The sequence below is a fragment of the Exiguobacterium acetylicum genome, assembly GCF_019890935.1.
Taxonomy (GTDB): domain Bacteria; phylum Bacillota; class Bacilli; order Exiguobacteriales; family Exiguobacteriaceae; genus Exiguobacterium_A; species Exiguobacterium_A abrahamii.
The window spans coordinates 1,760,717-1,778,017 of record NZ_CP082333.1 but is presented as its reverse complement, the minus strand read 5'-3'; the positions used below and the strand labels follow the sequence as shown (position 1 = coordinate 1,778,017).

The window sequence follows — 17,301 nt, the reverse complement described above, 5'->3', positions numbered from 1 at the left end:
ATTTGTTTCAAATAAAATGTGATAATTTTTAATCATTATATAAAATTATTGTAGAAGGAGTGAATAAAATGACAAAAATACCTTTATCCCAAATAGGAGAAACACCATTTCAAAAATTACTAGGTCATAACCCTAAAATCTTAAACAGTTGGACGATGTTAGAAAGAGATTTGATTGAAGAGGGAACCTTAAGTTTGGATGTGAAAGAACAAGTTAGAAGAACATTAGCACAATCCAATGGATGTGCATATTGCAAGGCCAAAGGAAAGCCAAAGAAAAACATGATGGATGAGAAAATGATTTTAGCAACTGGATTTGCAGATCTTTTTATAAAGGTGAAAGGAAATATCCCTGATTCAATATTTTTACTCATGAATGAAACATTTACTATTCCAGAAATCAGTGAGTTATGTGCATTCATTACTTTTTGCACAGCATCTCAATACTACGGAGCTATCATGAATTTACAGCCAATTGATAGTCCCTGATTTTACTTTTTTCTACACACTTTCATATTTTTTCTTTAGTGCATTCTGAACACCCCATCTTTGATGTTCATGAAATAGGTGTTTGATTGCATCAGCCAGGTCGATCCATCGTAAGACATGATCATCCTCGATCGGATCTTGTACTTTCTGCCCAGCATCGCAACGATAGAACTGCCCTTCGTTCAAATAATATGCCGTTTCATTTTGTGAATAGAAATGTTGATTGGCTCGTCCGATGAAATCACCGATTTCGACGTCCATCCCTGTTTCTTCTAGTACCTCTCTTTTAAGACAGTCTTCATGCGTCTCATAGTCCTCAATACCGCCACCTGGAAGAAACAACTTACCGTCCCTTTTTTGAATGACGGCGATTTTACCTGTTTGAGAGTCACGCATGACCGCATAAACAGCAGGTCTCGTGATGTAGTGTTGGTTCTGTTCTCTCTGCCCGAAGGTGATAACATCCATTGTTTAATCACTCCTTTTCGTATAATCATTTGAATTCAATCATACCTTACAAATTGGTATGTAAGCATGCGTCATATAAAAACCCCTCATTTCGCTCAAGAAATGAGGGGTTACCTATGAATAATGATCGTTCGTTTCAAACGAAATGTCTGATGGATTAACCGAGCGACAAGTATTTGACTTCGAGATAATCTTCGATGCCGTAGACGCCACCTTCACGGCCAAGACCACTCTCTTTATAGCCACCAAATGGAGCTTGTGCAGCAGATGGTGCGCCATCGTTCAGACCGACAATCCCGTATTCGAGTCGTTTCCCGAGCATCAATGCTTCATCGATGCGTTCAGAGAACGCGTAAGCTGCCAGTCCGTAAGGTGTATTGTTCGCCCGTTCGATGACTTCATCAAGCGTCTCAAAGACAGAGATCGGTGCGAGCGGACCAAACGTCTCTTCCTGCATGCAGAGCATATCTTCAGTGACATTCGCAAGCACGGTTGGAGTGACAAAGTAGCCGACAGATTCGTCAATCGTACCACCAGTCAAGATCGTTGCTCCTTTTGCGACAGCGTCATCGATGTGTGCTTTGACTTTTGCGACGGCTTTCTCATTGATCAATGGACCAACTGTCGAGTCAGCGTCCATCCCGTTACCGACTTGCAGTTGTTTGACGGCTGCTGTGAATTTTTCCGTGAATGCATCAAGGACAGATGCTTGCACATAGAAGCGGTTCGTCGCGACACACGCTTGTCCACCGTTCCGGAATTTTGAGCGCATTGCCCCTTCGACAGCTTTATCGAGATCCGCATTTTCCGTGACGATGAAGGGTGCGTGACCACCGAGTTCAAGTGATAGTTTTTTCATCGTATCGGCTGCTTGACGCATGATCAATTTCCCGACGGCTGTTGAACCTGTGAACGTGATCTTCCGGACACGGGAATCGGCTTGCCATACGCCACTGATTGTTGCTGCATCACCTGTTAGGACGTTGATGACTCCTTTAGGGATACCAGCTTCTTCTGCTAGTTCAACGAGGCGAAGTGCCGTAAACGGTGTTTCTTCCGATGGTTTAAGGACAATCGTACAACCCGCTGCAAGAGCAGGAGCAAGTTTGCGTGTGATCATCGCTGCCGGGAAGTTCCATGGTGTGATCGCTGCGACGACACCGACTGGTTCTTTTTCGACGAAGAGTCGTTTTCCTGGAACAGAAGCCGGAATCGTTTCACCGTAAATCCGGCGTGCTTCTTCAGCGTACCAACGGACGTATTGATTGCCGTAATCGACTTCGCCGAGTGCTTCGACATACGGTTTCCCTTGTTCTGTTGTCATGATCCGGGCGAGTTCCTCACGGTGTTCATTGATCAAGCGATACCAGGCGTCGACTAAATTTGCACGTGTGTCTGCAGTTTCGTTTGACCACTTGACGAATGCTTCGCTCGCTGCATCAACGGAACGTTGTGCGTCTTCCGCTGAACTTGCTGGAACATGTCCGAGCAATGCTTTCGTTGCTGGGTCGTAGACCGGAATCGTTTCTGTTGTATCGTACCATTCACCATTAATTAAGTTCTTTTCAATCATCTTGTTGCACCTCCGTGAATTTCATTACGTCCTCCATTAAACACTTCAAAACGAGTGAGCGGAAGTTCCGCTTTGGATGGACCGTCATAACGAAACGGAATAGCTCAACAAAATAGTTAATCGACTGAATAATCGGGAACAGTTACAATATATGGGGAATCAAAATGTCAAAATTGATAAAGGGGTCGAAAGAAATGAAACGGTACTGGATCATTGGCGGTGTGACGCTGAGCCTACTGCTAAGTGGATGTGGGGAAAAAGAAGTCGTTGATAAAAAGTCGGACAAACCACGCGAGACACAGCAAAAAAGACAAGCTTCGCAACAAGCATACATAGAAAAGACGCTGCAGCGTGCGGATCGTTACGCTGCTCAGTACGATTATGACCGGGCGATTAAGGTGTTAAAACCCGTGCGCACAAAAGAGACGAAACAGAAAACGGAAGAATATGAACAGAAAAAGCAGGCGCTCCTGCCTGTGAAAAAACCTGTGCCGCATCTCTTCTTCCATTCATTGATTGCTGATCCAAAACAAGCATTTGACGGCGACCGGAAGGAAGCGGGGTACGATGATTACATGGTGACGCAACAGGAGTTCGAACGGATCTTGGATGCGTTGTACAAAAACAACTACGTACTCGTCCGACCAACAGACTTAGCAAAAGAGATGAACGGGAAGATCGTTGAAACACCTGTCCGTTTACCCAAAGGAAAACACCCGCTCGTGCTCTCGCAAGATGACGTCAATTATTACGAATACATGAAAGGCGATGGATTTGCGAAGAATTTAAAAGTGAAGGACGGCAAAATCGTCAACGCGATGGTTGGAAAGCCGGATGGTGCCTATGATCTCGTACCAATCGTCGATGCGTTCGTCCAGTCGCATCCTGACTTTTCCTATAAAGGAGCAAAAGGGTTGCTCGGTATCACAGGTTATAACGGGGTGCTCGGGTATCGTTCCTCCTACAATCAATATGGACACAATAAAAAGGTCGAAACGGCACGAAAACAAGCGAAACAGACCGCCATCGCATTAAAAGAGGACGGCTGGCAGTTCGCGAGTCATACGTACGGACATATTTGGGTCGGAAAAGAATCAGTCGCGACGATCCGCGCGGATCTTAAACGCTACAAACAGGACGTTGCTCCGCTGATCGGAAAAACGACGCAACTGATTTATCCATATGGCAGTGATGTCGGGGATTGGCATGAGTATTCGGGTGAGAAATATCGTTTGCTCATCGATAGCGGTTTCCGTTATTTCTTTAATGTTGATGCGAGTCAACATGCGTGGAAACAAGTTGGACCCGACTACTTCCGCCAAGCCCGGATCAACGTTGATGGGATTCGTTTACGTCAAGCCGTTGCTGGAAAGACGAGCGTACTCGATCCATTCTTTAATGCGAAAGAGGTCTTTGATTCAGTACGACCGGAACGGAAGTGAACCGTTCCATAGATCATTTTGCTAGGAGTGAGAGGAGAGCATCTCCTCTTTGACGGTAACGTTCTAGGTGATTGCTCAATTCCTCATTTGAAACGAAAGAATCAGATAAAAGGTTGAATGTTTGTTGGACGAAATGGAAATTGAAACAACCCGAAAGCCAGAGTAACGATTTAAGTCGAACAAAATCATCGTGATCAAAAATATTCATGTCATAGTTTCCTAAAATCGTTTGCGCTAGTTCAGGGGACACGCTAAAAGAATGAATCCCTTCATTCCGTGCATACCATTTAAGGATCCATGCGATGTCTTGTATACGATCAGAGTAACCGATATGTTCGTGATCAACGATTCCGACGATATGATCGTTCTTCCATAATATATTTAGTGCATTGAGGTCTGTTGATAAAACAGGTAGCACATCGTTCTTCGATCTGCGTTGTGCCTGATAGATATGGAACTGGACGAGATCGAGATAGTTACCTAACCTTTGTTGGTCTATTGAGGTGATGACAGTATCCACCTTTGATAAATCATGATGCCATTTTTGGTAGGCGACGGTATGGTCAACGACCGGAAAAGAAAATTGTGAATCGACCGGTATATCATGTAGCTGCCTGAGCAACGCACCCATTTTTGACGCTGATGATTTAGTTTGTGCAGTAATATGTGTGCCGTCTATCCAATCAAAGAGGACACAGCGCCATGCTTGACCAGCATCATCCTGAATCATTGAAAATGTATTTGAGTCAGTTGTCGGTTGAACGCGTTTCATGAAGGGGAGTCCGTGTGCACGTATTCTATCAGTTGCGTATAATTGCTGATTCAAATCAGATGCAGAGGCAAGTTCTGTCTCAGAACTATATCGATCATCCGCAAGAAGGCGTAAAGAATAAGCGTTACTATTACAGATTATTCGATAATGTTTGTCACCATGAATTCCGAAAGTCGATAAAGAGATTGAATGATCAATAGCAGAATCATATGAAATCCCAAATCGTGATAGAGCGATCGAAATCAATTGATTATCTTCAGGACACATAGTTCACGCTCCTCAAACGGTATAGCTCAAAACGGTAGTGGCTGCGTCCCGTCCTGATCCGTAAAGTGATAGGTCTTCGCGAGATCGGCAACGAAGACGGCTTGTCCAGAATAATGGCTAACGGCGTCATCCGCCATCAGCGCTGTAACGGCTCGTCCGATATAAGTCGTCGATTCAGTCGCAGCACTCGCGAAACCAGCATCAACGACCCGTTCCGTTCGCATGAAACCGGGGCAGAGCGCGATGACAGAAATGGTCGTCTGAGCTAACTCCTGCGCCATGACGTGTGTCATTCGATTAATCGTTTGCATCGCCAAATCATAATAGAGGTTTCCGGCCACCTGATCTGGAGTGAATGACGTCAAATTGATGACGAGCGCAGCTGGACTTTGTTGTAGCAAGGGCATCGCAGCCCGAATCGTCCACAAATACGCTTTTGGTCCGGCAGACATCATCGCGTCCCAATGTTCCGGTGGTCGCTCCCAAAACCGTCGTCCAGTTCCAGACGGTAAGTGGCTTTCCGAACCACCGAACACACAATTGACGAGGAGATCGATTCGACCATGTTGGTGCTGAATCTGCTGAATCAGACGATCGATGTCCATTTGATTTGTATGGTCACAAACGACGGGAATGCCAAGTCCGCCGCGTGCTGTGACACCAGCAGCTGTCTCTTCGATCGTCTCTCTACGGTTGTCCGTTGTCTGTTCATTCGTACTCCGTCCCGTGACGTAGACGATCGTTCCAGCGTCACCCAAGGCATAAGCGATGCCACGTCCGGCACCACGCGAGGCGCCAGCGACGAGTGCAATTCGTTTTGACATGATGAAACTCCTTTCAGATACGAGAAGACGGATGAGCAGATGCGCATCCGTCTTCTTCTGTCTTTAAAAACCTTTAATCGTCATCCCACCATCGACATAAAGCGTTTGTCCGGTCACGTAACGGGCTGCAGCAGACGATAAGAAGACAGCTGGTCCAACCAGTTCTTCTAATTCACCAACCCGACCGAGCGGTGTCACGTCAACGATCTCTTGCAGGTATGTAGGATCTTTCAGCAATGGTTCCGTTAATGGTGTCTTAAAATACCACGGTCCGATCGCATTGACACGAATGTTTCGTGGTCCCCATTCAAGCGCCAATACTTTGGTCATCTGAATCATTGCTGCTTTCGTCGTCGCATACACGACGCCGGTCCGTAAGGCGACGTGACCAGCAACCGAGGCGATGTTCAGAATGCTTCCACCTGTCTCCTGCATCCGTTTCCCAATTTCTTGAGCGAAGAAGAAGGCGGATTTCAAATTTGTCTGTTGAATCGTTTCCCACTCGTCTTCTGTTACATCAAGTGCCTTCGAGCGAATGTTCATTCCAGCGTTGTTAACGAGCCCATCAATCTGCGGTACTTGTTCGTAGGCACGAGCTACCGTCTCGACGACTTGTTTTCGGTCAGTGATGTCGCACGGGAAGATGTAAGCCGTTCGACCGAGTCGTTCGATTTCTTGTGCCGTCTCCTTCAAATCCCGTTCCGTCCGGGCGACGAGAATGATGTTAGCACCGGCTTCAGCCATCCCGATGGCGAGCGCGCGTCCGATGCCTCGTCCAGCTCCAGTGATAAGAAACGTCTGATCGGTTAACGAAAAACTTGGAAGATACATGATGTCACGTCCTTTTATTGAGAGTCACCACTTACTCTAATGAAAAATTGACTGAAAAGAAAGAAAAATCACTCCGAGGTAGAATGGAGATGGTAAAATATTGAAAAGGAGGGATAGGATGAAGCGTGGGTTAATTGTGACATTATGTATAGCACTCGTAAGCCTTGCTGCGATTCAATTGGTCGGTACGGAAGTTTACCGTTATTTCTTTTATGAACCGGCATCTTATGAAATGCGCTTTATGACGAACGATGGTGAAGAAACGAACATTAAACCAAAAGTAGAGAAAAAACCGAAAAATGAGATACAGAGCAGCGGGGAGGATGGGGATACTTTAGGTGTTGCTACATTTTACGGTGTCGTCAGTCTTGTCATACTACTGATTGTCATCTTCAGTGTACGTTACCTCTTGAAGCGATTGCGAAAACGACGCAGACGAGAGAAGGTAATCGACGATTTAATGGACCCGCCGCCGGTGTTTTCCCCAAATCGTTCGATACGACAAACACTTGTTGGTGAAGAATCAGAGTCAGAGATTCGCCGTCTGTTACAAACGTTCGATCGGCAACTGACACGACAAAAACGCCGCCGCTCCGAAGAGACGGTCGGCGAATGGTTACAGCGGATTGATGTCACGCTCGATCCATCAATCTATCATCTCGTCCGGTACGGTGAGACACCGGACTCGGCGATTTCACAAAATCAGGTCGATGATCTAAGACATGAACTACAAGTGCACCTTCAGCGCGACTGACCGAGTAAATCAAGCAGGATCGCATGATGGGAAGCGTCTCGTGAGACGAGTGACAATTCGCGGACGACATCAAACCCGTCGACCGGTAACGTCTTGATTTCAGGTGACAGTCCATCTTGGAAAATCTCCGGCAATAGAGCGATACCAAGTCCTGCACGGATGAAACCGAGGACGCTCGATCCGAATTCCATCTCGTTTTCTGCTTGATAGACGGCCCCCCGCTCGATGAACGCGTCCTTTAGGATGTTCGTCGAATCGCAATCGATCGGAAGCGATAAGAAAGAGGCGTCACGAATTTGCTCAAACGCCACAGACGTACAGCCTATAAATCGTTCGTCGTCTTGATGCACATAAAGCAAAAAGTTCTCCGTATACAAATGCGTCGTATGATACGGATGGACATGGTGACGATCGTCGAGTAAGACAGCATCGTATCGGCGTTCTTCAAGACCTTGCATCAAATCGATCGTCGTATGCGCTGTCTTCAATTTGAGATCCGGGGCCGTCGCTTGACGCGAGACGTGACGCGGGAGATACGTCATCGCGACGCTTGGCCATGATCCGAGTGTCAACGTCGTCCGTTCGTCGATCGTACCGATCCGTCGTTTCATCTGATCGATCCGGTCAAGCAGTTCACGACTCTCTTCAAAGACAATTTCGCCAGCTGTCGTCAACGTGACACCATGTGCCGAACGGTGTAACAACGAGACGTCGAGTGCACTCTCAAGACTTTTGATTTGTTTACTTAACGCCGGTTGCGTCATATGCAGTACTTCGCTTGCTTTCGTCAGGCTACCGGTCTCCGCGGTGACGAGGAATGCTTCCATCCATTCTGTCTTCATTGGTTCACGCTCTTTTCATACAGGTTGTTTAGAACGTACGCCATTTGAATGCATCTGACAATCATTTTGCATTTTTATATTCTTAGTTTGGAATATTCTAAATTGGGGATATATAAAATAAAGAGGTGAACGGATATGAATGATCGGATACCAATACGATTCTCAGCTCTCGGAGACGCGACACGGATTCAACTCATCGAAGCGTTACGAGATGGTCCTCGCTCCGTCAATGAGTTAGCTGAACAACTACACTTACGCCAACCGCAAACCTCGAAGCATTTGAAGCTGTTGCTTGACGCGGAACTAATCACTGTCGAACGGCAGGCGAATCGTCGCTTGTATAGCCTTCGCCCGGAAGCGTTTCGAGAGCTCGTCATGTGGAGCAACTCGCTTACACAAATGGAAGCCCGCATGCATCGTCTAGACGCACATTTGAAGCAGATTCAGCCGAACGTGAAGGGAGACGGGACGAATGAAAAAGAAATTGAAGACTTCGATTGAGGGAAAGACGCTACGAATGGAATGGACGTGCGAGGCACCACGAGATAGCGTCTTTGCCGCATTCACGGAAAAAGAGCAGCTCGAAGCGTGGTGGGGACCGGAAGGCTGGGAGACGACGATCAAGACGTTTGAGTTTCAACCGGGTGGTGTATGGCATTATTGCATGCGCTGTGTTGATCCGGCGCAAGGTGACTTTTACGGCATGGAATCGTGGGGAAAAGCGATTTTCAGACACATCGATGCTCCGAACACGTATAGTCATGCCGATTATTTCTCGGACGCGTCAGGAGCGATCTCTGAACATTTGCCAGGAAGCGAGAATGTCACGACATTCCTCGACCACGGGGAGACGACGTTGATTGTCTTCGAGTCAACCTATGAGACAGAAGCAGCCGTGCAAGAAGTACTCAGTATGGGGATGAAGGAAGGCTTTACGTCGCAACTGTATTGCCTTGATCGATTATTAGCAAAACGTTGAGAAGGAGTCGGTGAGGGATGCGGAAGCTTGGTCTTATAGTATGTCTGCTTTGTTTAGCCGGTTGTGGAAAATATACGATGGAAGAGGCGAAGGAGAATGGCGACATCATCGTCCAGAATGATGTTACGAACAGCGACCGATTTGAATCCTTTTTAAAAAAGTCAACGCAAGGCAAATCAGATCAGATCCGCATCACGGCATTTACGACTGAAGGAGACCCGGTATTGTATGATGTCAAGTATGATGGCAAGTCGTATCAATACACGTCTGATTCATCGCGTGATCAATTCGGCACGACAGACGATGATCGTAAAAACGAAGTCTGTAAGCGACTCGTCAAGACAAGCGAGAAGGAACAGTCGGTCTATACGTTACGCCAATGCGCTGAAGGGGCGGATCATGAGCTCTTACGATTGCCAAAACAATAATCAAAAAGGATCGTGTCCCGTCGAATCAATCAGCGGGCACGATCCTTTTTATTCGCTGTCGAGACGACGCAAGGCTTCGCGCCAACTGGAGAAGCGTTCAATCAACAACGTCAGTGAAGGTGCTTGGTGCGCACGCGCCCACTTGGCATATTGTTGACTCGTCAGAAGCGGTCCATGTGTGGCTGCAGCTTGTTGAAGAGCGTCTAAGCAGTCTTGATCTGTGAAGAAGCCGTTCGAGGTAAGATCGAAGTGTGCCAAGGCCTTTTTCCAGGTGCCGAACCGACGAATGATCGTATTCGCACTCAGCATCTCGGGGTGTAGATCTCGCAATTCCGTGTAGGAGCGGATCGTCATGTTCGTTCCTTTTTGAGCGACATAAAAAGCGACGCTTTCTTCGATCGACCACCGCTTCGTTCGCTTGACCGCAGCGGGACGGTTCAGCGTCATGCGGTCTTTCGTCGATAAATGGGAAGCCTTGACGATTCCAGCTCGTTCTAACAGGTGCGCCCACGAACCGAATCGGGCGTTGATCTCTTCAAGAGAAGGATAAGGAAGTTGGGCTGCTAACTTTTGATAATGGGTAGCTTTCATAGGTGAATGGTGCATTTGATGAAGACCTTGAATCAAGCGGATGATCTTCTCATCCGTTGCTAAGGTGGAAGTGGAAGTCGGATGTTGACGCATGCAAGATATCTCCCTTTTGAATGGTTGTTCCAATTACAGGCTAGTGTAGCATGAGGGATTGCGAGAACATACTAACAATATCGTAAGGTAAGAAAAATAGTGCATTTCTATCCAGGAAATACAGGGAAATCAGAGCTGAAACACGAATACAATATTATAGAAGAAAAGAGGGGGAACTGATCAATGACAGAAACACAGACGATTGATACGATGGAGGATATTTTAAAGATGCTCGACGCACGATTACGTGAACCAGAACCGTTTTGGGGCAAGTTTTATGAAGATCGGTCGAAACCGGTCCCGTTTTTTAAGAACATTCCGGACGAGAACTTAGTTCGCTACGTCGAAGAGGGCTGGCTCTCGCCTGGTGACGCATTAGATCTCGGAACAGGACCGGGTCGAAATGCGATTTATCTCGCAACACATGGTTTCTCGGTGACGGGACTGGATCTTTCAGCAACCGCGTTAGACTGGGCAACGGAACAAGCGCAACAGACTGGGGCACATGTTGCGTTTCGAAAGCAAGATTTTCTAGCGACGACCGAACAGAATACATATGATTTCATTTACGATTCCGGCTGTTTTCATCATATGGCGCCACATCGACGTGTGACTTATGTGACGCGACTGAAGGAGATGTTGCGCCCAGGAGGATATTTCGGATTGACGTGTTTTGTTGCGGGCGGTCCGCTTGGCGGGGCGACGTTGACGGACTGGGAGGTCTATCAAGAAAATAGTCTTCAAGGTGGACTCGGATACACGAAAGAGCGATTACTCTCCATCTTCGATGCATTCGACGTCATCGAACTAACGGAAATGAAACCCGTCGACAATCCGGAGGAATTATTTGGTCATGCTGGACTGTGGACTGGTCTGTTTCGATTAAAGGATTGATTCGTCCGGCATTCGAGACGCGAACCAGTCCACAAAGTAGTGGACATATTCTAGCGAAACGATTTGATGTGTATCGTATGCGGCGAACAGTGACAAAAAGCGCGGTTCGTCAGGGAAATAATGAAGCAAGATCGGACGGAGTGTCTCTAGGTCATGCACGAAGCTTTGATCGTCTTCTAGAATAAGGTGATAGGCACTCCGAACAATCCGTTTCACGATCGAATCGGAATAAAGCAAAGCGACCTGACCTGTTTCTAGGAGAAATAAATCCGTTTTCAACTGCTCACATACTCCATTGTTTAACGCGAAGCCAAGAGAGCGTGTCGGGCGAAGGGATGGAAATCGGCTTTGGAGATTTTCGCCTGCCAAAAACAAGTTGACGGATTTCAACCAGACACCCCAGCGAAGAACTTCGTCATCCCGTATGACGTCGCCAAGCAGACCGATGTCATAATCGATTTTGGTGACGAATGAATAGTCCTTCAACCAGTCTTCCGTGCGTTCATCTAACCGCATGTGTTCTTCTTCCGTCAACGGTTCTGTCAAAATCAGTGTAAAATCGAGATCGGATTCAAAGGGACGCGCCGTTCCTTTGGCAACGCTACCATACAAGTACACGCCATGAAACGCGGATAAGGTTTGTACATAGGCGACGACGTCCTGAATCACGGCACGATAACGGACAGGAATCGCTTCAGCGGAAGTTGGATTATGGATGTAGCCATTTTTCGTGCCCAATGTCGTTGGATACTGCATCTGTTTTCCTCCTCATCCTTCAGGGATGGATTGATAGCGATACCACTTCTTGTTTCGCTGCACATATATAAACATCGTATCATCTTTTTCTTGATAGATGACCGTACCGCTCTTAAGATGAGTTGCCATGCCGTCCTCGAGCGTCTTTTCGGATGCTATTTTTTGAACACGTGGACCAGGAGTCAAGGATAGATCGGAGACGGTTACGACCTGATCTAGTCGATACACGCGATCGTTCAAGCGGATGACGTCTTGAGCTTGTTTAATGGCTTCCGCCGCGATGAGGTCCGTCGTTGTCATCGTCGTCTCCGCTAAGCATCCACTGAGAAAAAGAATGACCAATACGATAGTAGCTACCGTTTTTTTCATGAAACACACCTCTTTCTCTATTAATATATCGTGTTTTACGATATATTCGGATTATACGATATAAGGGGGGAGCATTATGATTTCAGCTGATTTTGCAAAAATTTATTATCAACTACATCCACGGTTCGAAGAAAACCTGTCTCACCAAAGTGTGCGTATTTTGCAATACATTCAATTTGCGGTGAATCCGACGATCAAGCAGATTGCCGAGGCATTTCGCCTCTCACATAATACGACGTCTGAGCACGTCAAAAAGTTGGAGGGATTAGGCTATATCGAAAAAAAACGGAATCCAGAAGACCAACGCCAAGTGACGATTGGTTTGACAGACTTAGGAGATACAATCGTTCGTCGTCATACGGAACTCGATCCTGAACGGTTGAATCAAGTCCTTGCTACGATGTCAAAAACAGACCAACAGGCGATTGAACAGGCGTTTCGATTGTTGCGGGAGGCGGCAGATGACTGCTTTTCTCGTTAAGGTGCTGTCGAGCGCACTGGTCATCGGTCTTGTCACGGAAGTCGCCCGGCGTTCACCGTCACTGGGTGGTGTGTTGTCTGCATTGCCCGTCGTCAGTCTGATCAGCTTTGCCTGGCTCGTTAAACAGGGAAGTGAACGGGCAGAACTGAGTACATTCTTAAAGAGTGTGTTACTCGGATTACCAGCGACGTTCTTATTGCTTGCCGTCTTATATGGATTGATTCGCTTAGGTATTCCTATTTTTTACAGTATACTCGGTGCGACGAGCTTTTTTATTGCTTGTTGGTATATCCAACGTCACCTACAACAGTGGTGGCAAACCTAAAAAAGGAGACAAAGTAATGATAAAAGCGATTGACGATTCATCCATGTACAGCGAAGGATCTACCGCGTTTACAACAACAGCACTACGATAACGGACCGGAAGTTCAGCATCATTTGATGTCAATAGCGTCAGATCCCTCGCTATTATACTGGGGCAACTGGCTCGTCGTGACAAAGGATGGTCAAGTAATCGGGGATATCGGATTCAAGGGGAAGCCGGACATACGACAAGCGGTCGAAATCGGTTATGGTCTGTTACCAGCGTATCTCAATCAAGGGTTTGCGACGGAAGCAGTTCAAGCATTGATTGAATGGGCGTTTGAACAAACGGAAGTGACAGGGGTACTTGCGAAGACGGAGTCGACAAATCAAGCATCAATCCGAGTACTCGAAAAAGCAGGATTGATTCAGGTCGGGAGAGACGATCGGTATATCATGTGGGAGCGTATGAAGAAGGTGTAAAGGAAACTTGACAGGTAGTGTGTTATTTACATATAGTGGGACTACGAGGTGAAATCATGAAAAATAAGGTCAAGGAGATGCGCGAAGAACGAGGTTGGTCGCAAGGCGAACTGGCAAAACGATTGAACGTGTCGCGTCAGACGGTCATTTCCATCGAAAAAGAGCGGTATAATCCGTCACTCGACCTCGCGTTTTCACTAGCTGATCTGTTTGAACGGCGAATCGAAGACATCTTTACACCGAATCGAACGAACGAGGAGGGAATAGAATGAAGCGATTAAATATATTGTTGGATCTTGCTTTAATTGGAATGGGGATATACATGACGATGGAGATACCAGAAATGAAAATGACTGGAATCGTACTGATTTTAGCAGGTGTTTCCTCACGCATCACAGCGGTGAGTTTCTCACCGGACGAACCGCATGATGAGCGGCAATACGAGGTCAAAATACGTAGTGGGCATATCGCCTATTTAATTAGTATCGGTTATCTTTTCGTAATTTTGGTTCTCGTTAATCTGTCTATCATTCAAGACATTCAGTTTGCGATGTTATTAGCATTTGGAGGACAAGTTTTACTCTTCCCACTCACATTGCTATATGTGAATCGAAAGATGTGAAGAAGTGAATGTTTATAAAAATGATACTTGTAACCGTTATCAACAATGGTATAGAATATAATGGAATAGGGATTGTTACTGGTCAAGCAGGCGAAACCCAAATCAGCGATCACTGGAACCGTGAGTGACGTTTGATTTGGGTTTTTCTATTTTTCTGATTTGAAAGGAGGTCACCGATGATCATTCACCAAATTTTCAACAACAATGTCATCAGTGTTTTTGACGAAGCAGGGCGTGAGCGAGTCGTCATGGGGAAGGGGATCGGATTTAAGCGGAATTCAGGGCAGACGATATTAGCCTCCGATGTTGAAAAAGTCTTTTATCTCGATGATGCTGGCAATCATGAACGATTTAAATTACTACTTCAAGAAATTCCTGAAGAAATCATCGTCTTGACTGATGATATCGTAACGATTGCTAAATTGACGCTTGGAAAAAAACTCAATGAACTTGTCTATATCGCTCTTGCCGACCATTTACATTTTGCATTAGAACGTCATGAAAAAGGTTTAGAGATCAAAAATGTATTGCTTTGGGAGATTAAACGTTTATACCAAGATGAGTTTAATGTTGGTTTGCAAGCGCTTGAACTGGTTGAAGAAAAATTTAATATCGTACTACCTGAAGACGAAGCAGCCTATATAGCTCTTCATATCGTGAATGCTGAATTAAATGAAGAAATGCCGAACATCGTTTCAATGACAAAAGTCATTCAAGAAGTATTGAATCTTGTAAAATATCACTTTGCACTAGAATGGGATGAGAATGCTCTCGCTTATCATCGTTTTGTTACTCATTTAAAATTTTTTGCGCAACGACTCGTGACACGTACTGAATACGAAGGAGATGAGAGTGCACTTTTTGATCTAGTGAAAATGCAATATCCAAAATCCTATGTCTGCACTGAAAAAATCGGTTCCTTTATTCAGACAAAGTATGATTATCGGTTGACGGATGAAGAGAAATTATACCTAACGGTTCATATTACAAGATTGATTAAAGAAAAAAAGAAAGATTGACATATTAATGTATTGTTGTTATTATATGGTTAATAAATATATATTTATCTAATAGGGTTGTTACTGGTCAAGCAGGCGAAACCTAGGTGAAGCAATGCGTATTTCTATGAAATACGTAACTTGTTCTCATCTGGGTTTCTTTTTGTGTCTATCAACTATGGAGGTGTCTTATGAAATACGATCAATTGGCAAAAGAAATCATTGAATCTGTCGGAGGCGAACAAAACGTTAGTTCACTTGTTCATTGCGCGACCCGACTACGTTTCGTACTTAAAGACAAAGCAAAGGCAGATAAATTAAAACTTGAAAAATTAGAAGGTGTCATTGCTGTAAAAGAGAGCGGAGGGCAGTTTCAGGTCGTTGTCGGGAATACAGTACCTGAGGTATATCAAGCAATTGGGAAACAAACAAAGCTGATGGAAGAGTCAACAGAATCTAGGGAAACAAATGAAAAAGGAAATATTTTTGGTCGAGCAATCGATATTATTTCAAGTATCTTTACGCCGTTGCTTGGTGTCATGGCGGGAGCTGGTATCTTAAAGGGGTTACTTGCGATTGCGACGAATGCAGGTTGGTTAGTTCCTACTGAAACAACGTATATCATCTTAAATGCTACAGCGGATAGTCTCTTTTACTTCTTACCTATTTTGTTAGCGGTTACATCAGCGCGGAAGTTTGGTGCGAATCAATTTGTTGCCATGACAGTAGCAGGTGCCTTGATCTATCCGACAATCATTCAACTGAAGACGGAAGCAGTCGCGACGACATTCTTCGGTATACCCGTGATGATGATGTCCTATACATCTACAGTCATTCCGATCATTCTTGCCGTTTGGGTTATGAGTTATGTTGAGAAATTTTTCAATCGATATGTGCATGAGAGTGTTAAAAACTTTGTTACTCCTTTGATTGCTCTCGTTACAATCGTTCCATTGACATTAATCGTGTTTGGACCAATCGGCGTTACGTCAGGTGACTTGATTGCAGCTTTTATTTTAAAGGTACTAGCATTTAATCCGATTTTAGCAGGGGCGTTCATTGCCGGTGTATGGCAAATCCTCGTCATTTTCGGTATTCACTGGGGAGTTGTTCCGATTTTCATCAATAACATTGCGACTAAAGGATATGACTATATCAAACCGGCAACTGCACCAGCAATTTTTGCACAGGCAGGAGCATCATTTGGTGTCATGCTTCGATCAAAAAATAAAAAGTTAAAAACATTAGCAGGTTCTACGGGAATTACCGCATTATTTGGTATTACAGAGCCTGCCGTATATGGAGTCACGTTACGCTTAAAGCGTCCTTTTATTGCAGCAGTCATTAGTGCAGCAGTAGGTGGAGGAATCGTAGGACATTTTGGAAGTGTAGCAGTTGCTTCTGGTCCTCCGGGATTATTGACGTTACCAGTCTTCATTGGAGATAGTATGACAGCGTTTTACGGGTTGTTAATTGGTGTCGGTGTCTCCTTCTTTTTATCAATGGTCTTAACATACATCCTTGGATTTGAAGATGATCCGATCGAAAAAGAAGTGGGAAAAAATGTTCGTCCATCAACAGAGATGACGATTCCAAGCCCAGTGTCAGGTCAAATCGTGTCTCTCGAAAAAGTTTCGGATAGTGTGTTTGCGAGTGGAGCGATGGGACAAGGTTTCGCAGTCGTTCCGACTGAAGGAAAAGTGATCGCTCCAGTGTCAGGACAAGTAACTGCTATATTTGCAAGCAAACATGCGATTGGTATTCGGTCAGAGGACGGAATGGAGATCCTCATCCATGTTGGGATTGATACGGTACGCTTAGATGGAACTCACTTCGAATTACACGTCACACAAGACCAGAAAATCGAACCAGGGGATGTATTAATCACTTTTGATATGGAATCGATTCAAGCGGAAGGTTATGACATCATCACACCTGTGATTTTCACGAATTTATCAGAAGAACGACAAATTACGATTGACCAAGATCAAATTTCAGTAAGTGAATACAATAAACCTGCTTTTGCATAAGAAAGGATGAGAC

General features: G+C 45.3%; 23 protein-coding genes. 14 read left to right on the top strand and 9 right to left on the bottom strand.

Translation table 11 applies throughout. The features are described 5' to 3' along the window. The first annotated feature begins 68 nt into the window (after positions 1-68). Positions 69-488 (top strand): carboxymuconolactone decarboxylase family protein, encoded by a 420-nt coding sequence (locus K7G97_RS09375; protein ID WP_223040422.1) that lies wholly within the window; start codon positions 69-71, stop codon positions 486-488. A gap of 12 nt (positions 489-500) precedes the next feature. On the opposite strand, the gene K7G97_RS09370 is transcribed toward K7G97_RS09375, so the two are convergent. Continuing rightward, positions 501-956, bottom strand: a complete 456-nt coding sequence (locus tag K7G97_RS09370; protein ID WP_223040421.1) for an NUDIX hydrolase — start codon at positions 954-956, stop codon at positions 501-503. 157 nt (positions 957-1,113) lie between these two features. Beyond that, complete coding sequence (locus K7G97_RS09365; protein WP_223040420.1) at positions 1,114-2,529, bottom strand: NAD-dependent succinate-semialdehyde dehydrogenase; 1,416 nt, start codon at positions 2,527-2,529, stop codon at positions 1,114-1,116. A gap of 194 nt (positions 2,530-2,723) precedes the next feature. Between K7G97_RS09365 and K7G97_RS09360 the strand changes: the two genes are divergently transcribed. Beyond that, a complete protein-coding gene (locus K7G97_RS09360) occupies positions 2,724-3,971 on the top strand; it encodes a polysaccharide deacetylase family protein (RefSeq protein ID WP_223040419.1) in 1,248 nt (415 codons plus the stop codon). Positions 3,972-3,984: 13 nt separating this feature from the next. On the opposite strand, the gene K7G97_RS09355 is transcribed toward K7G97_RS09360, so the two are convergent. The 3 genes from K7G97_RS09355 to K7G97_RS09345 form a co-directional block, all read right to left on the bottom strand. Beyond that, positions 3,985-5,010, bottom strand: a complete 1,026-nt coding sequence (locus K7G97_RS09355) for a phosphotransferase (RefSeq protein WP_223040418.1) — start codon at positions 5,008-5,010, stop codon at positions 3,985-3,987. A gap of 26 nt (positions 5,011-5,036) precedes the next feature. Next, positions 5,037-5,834, bottom strand: coding sequence for an SDR family NAD(P)-dependent oxidoreductase (locus tag K7G97_RS09350; protein WP_223040417.1), 798 nt, complete (start codon positions 5,832-5,834; stop codon positions 5,037-5,039). Between the two features lie 63 nt (positions 5,835-5,897). Next, positions 5,898-6,665 carry an SDR family NAD(P)-dependent oxidoreductase gene (locus K7G97_RS09345; protein WP_195864918.1) on the bottom strand — a complete coding sequence of 256 codons (768 nt, stop codon included), beginning with the start codon at positions 6,663-6,665 and terminating at the stop codon, positions 5,898-5,900. Between the two features lie 118 nt (positions 6,666-6,783). Between K7G97_RS09345 and K7G97_RS09340 the strand changes: the two genes are divergently transcribed. Continuing rightward, positions 6,784-7,419, top strand: a complete 636-nt coding sequence (locus K7G97_RS09340; protein WP_223040416.1) for a hypothetical protein — start codon at positions 6,784-6,786, stop codon at positions 7,417-7,419. Here the strand turns inward: K7G97_RS09340 and K7G97_RS09335 are convergent. After that, positions 7,407-8,261, bottom strand: a complete 855-nt coding sequence (locus tag K7G97_RS09335; RefSeq protein WP_214860004.1) for a LysR family transcriptional regulator — start codon at positions 8,259-8,261, stop codon at positions 7,407-7,409. The two genes, K7G97_RS09340 and K7G97_RS09335, sit on opposite strands and share 13 nt — an antisense overlap. Before the next feature lie 135 nt (positions 8,262-8,396). On the opposite strand from K7G97_RS09335, the gene K7G97_RS09330 reads away from it, so the two are divergent. From K7G97_RS09330 to K7G97_RS09320, 3 genes are read left to right on the top strand one after another with little or no spacing between them, the layout of a single operon-like run. After that, positions 8,397-8,762 carry an ArsR/SmtB family transcription factor gene (locus tag K7G97_RS09330; protein WP_223040415.1) on the top strand — a complete coding sequence of 122 codons (366 nt, stop codon included), beginning with the start codon at positions 8,397-8,399 and terminating at the stop codon, positions 8,760-8,762. Beyond that, on the top strand, positions 8,734-9,240 hold the full coding sequence (locus K7G97_RS09325; RefSeq protein WP_223040414.1) for an SRPBCC family protein: 507 nt from the start codon (positions 8,734-8,736) through the stop codon (positions 9,238-9,240). The genes K7G97_RS09330 and K7G97_RS09325 overlap by 29 nt, the downstream gene beginning before the upstream one ends. Before the next feature lie 17 nt (positions 9,241-9,257). After that, positions 9,258-9,668, top strand: coding sequence for a DUF4362 domain-containing protein (locus K7G97_RS09320; RefSeq protein WP_214860012.1), 411 nt, complete (start codon positions 9,258-9,260; stop codon positions 9,666-9,668). A gap of 48 nt (positions 9,669-9,716) precedes the next feature. Here K7G97_RS09320 and K7G97_RS09315 read toward each other — a convergent pair whose 3' ends face one another. Continuing rightward, the gene (locus K7G97_RS09315) at positions 9,717-10,352 is read right to left on the bottom strand and encodes a homing endonuclease associated repeat-containing protein (RefSeq protein WP_223040413.1); all 636 of its coding nucleotides are present in this window, start codon (positions 10,350-10,352) and stop codon (positions 9,717-9,719) included. A 183-nt stretch (positions 10,353-10,535) separates the two neighbouring features. On the opposite strand from K7G97_RS09315, the gene K7G97_RS09310 reads away from it, so the two are divergent. Beyond that, entirely contained in the window at positions 10,536-11,246 is a 711-nt protein-coding gene (locus K7G97_RS09310) for an SAM-dependent methyltransferase (RefSeq protein WP_223040412.1), read from the top strand. On the opposite strand, the gene K7G97_RS09305 is transcribed toward K7G97_RS09310, so the two are convergent. Then, a complete protein-coding gene (locus K7G97_RS09305) occupies positions 11,235-12,002 on the bottom strand; it encodes a nucleotidyltransferase domain-containing protein (RefSeq protein ID WP_223040411.1) in 768 nt (255 codons plus the stop codon). The genes K7G97_RS09310 and K7G97_RS09305 overlap by 12 nt on opposite strands. Positions 12,003-12,014: 12 nt before the next feature. Then, positions 12,015-12,371: a hypothetical protein gene (locus K7G97_RS09300; RefSeq protein WP_223040410.1), complete on the bottom strand. Its 357-nt coding sequence runs from the start codon at positions 12,369-12,371 to the stop codon at positions 12,015-12,017. Between the two features lie 76 nt (positions 12,372-12,447). Between K7G97_RS09300 and K7G97_RS09295 the strand changes: the two genes are divergently transcribed. From K7G97_RS09295 to K7G97_RS09265, 7 genes are all read left to right on the top strand, one after another. Next, entirely contained in the window at positions 12,448-12,852 is a 405-nt protein-coding gene (locus K7G97_RS09295; RefSeq protein WP_223040409.1) for a MarR family winged helix-turn-helix transcriptional regulator, read from the top strand. Further along, positions 12,833-13,177: a DUF3147 family protein gene (locus tag K7G97_RS09290; protein WP_244290034.1), complete on the top strand. Its 345-nt coding sequence runs from the start codon at positions 12,833-12,835 to the stop codon at positions 13,175-13,177. Before K7G97_RS09295 ends, K7G97_RS09290 begins: the two co-directional genes overlap by 20 nt. A gap of 29 nt (positions 13,178-13,206) precedes the next feature. Then, positions 13,207-13,638 carry a GNAT family N-acetyltransferase gene (locus K7G97_RS09285; RefSeq protein WP_262415730.1) on the top strand — a complete coding sequence of 144 codons (432 nt, stop codon included), beginning with the start codon at positions 13,207-13,209 and terminating at the stop codon, positions 13,636-13,638. A gap of 56 nt (positions 13,639-13,694) precedes the next feature. Then, positions 13,695-13,910, top strand: coding sequence for a helix-turn-helix transcriptional regulator (locus K7G97_RS09280; RefSeq protein WP_023468465.1), 216 nt, complete (start codon positions 13,695-13,697; stop codon positions 13,908-13,910). Continuing rightward, complete coding sequence (locus K7G97_RS09275; protein ID WP_223040408.1) at positions 13,907-14,260, top strand: DUF2178 domain-containing protein; 354 nt, start codon at positions 13,907-13,909, stop codon at positions 14,258-14,260. Before K7G97_RS09280 ends, K7G97_RS09275 begins: the two co-directional genes overlap by 4 nt. Positions 14,261-14,436: 176 nt before the next feature. Further along, positions 14,437-15,279, top strand: a complete 843-nt coding sequence (gene licT, locus K7G97_RS09270; RefSeq protein WP_223040407.1) for a BglG family transcription antiterminator LicT — start codon at positions 14,437-14,439, stop codon at positions 15,277-15,279. A 170-nt stretch (positions 15,280-15,449) separates the two neighbouring features. Further along, positions 15,450-17,288, top strand: a complete 1,839-nt coding sequence (locus K7G97_RS09265; protein WP_223040406.1) for a beta-glucoside-specific PTS transporter subunit IIABC — start codon at positions 15,450-15,452, stop codon at positions 17,286-17,288. The last annotated feature ends 13 nt before the right edge of the window (positions 17,289-17,301 follow it).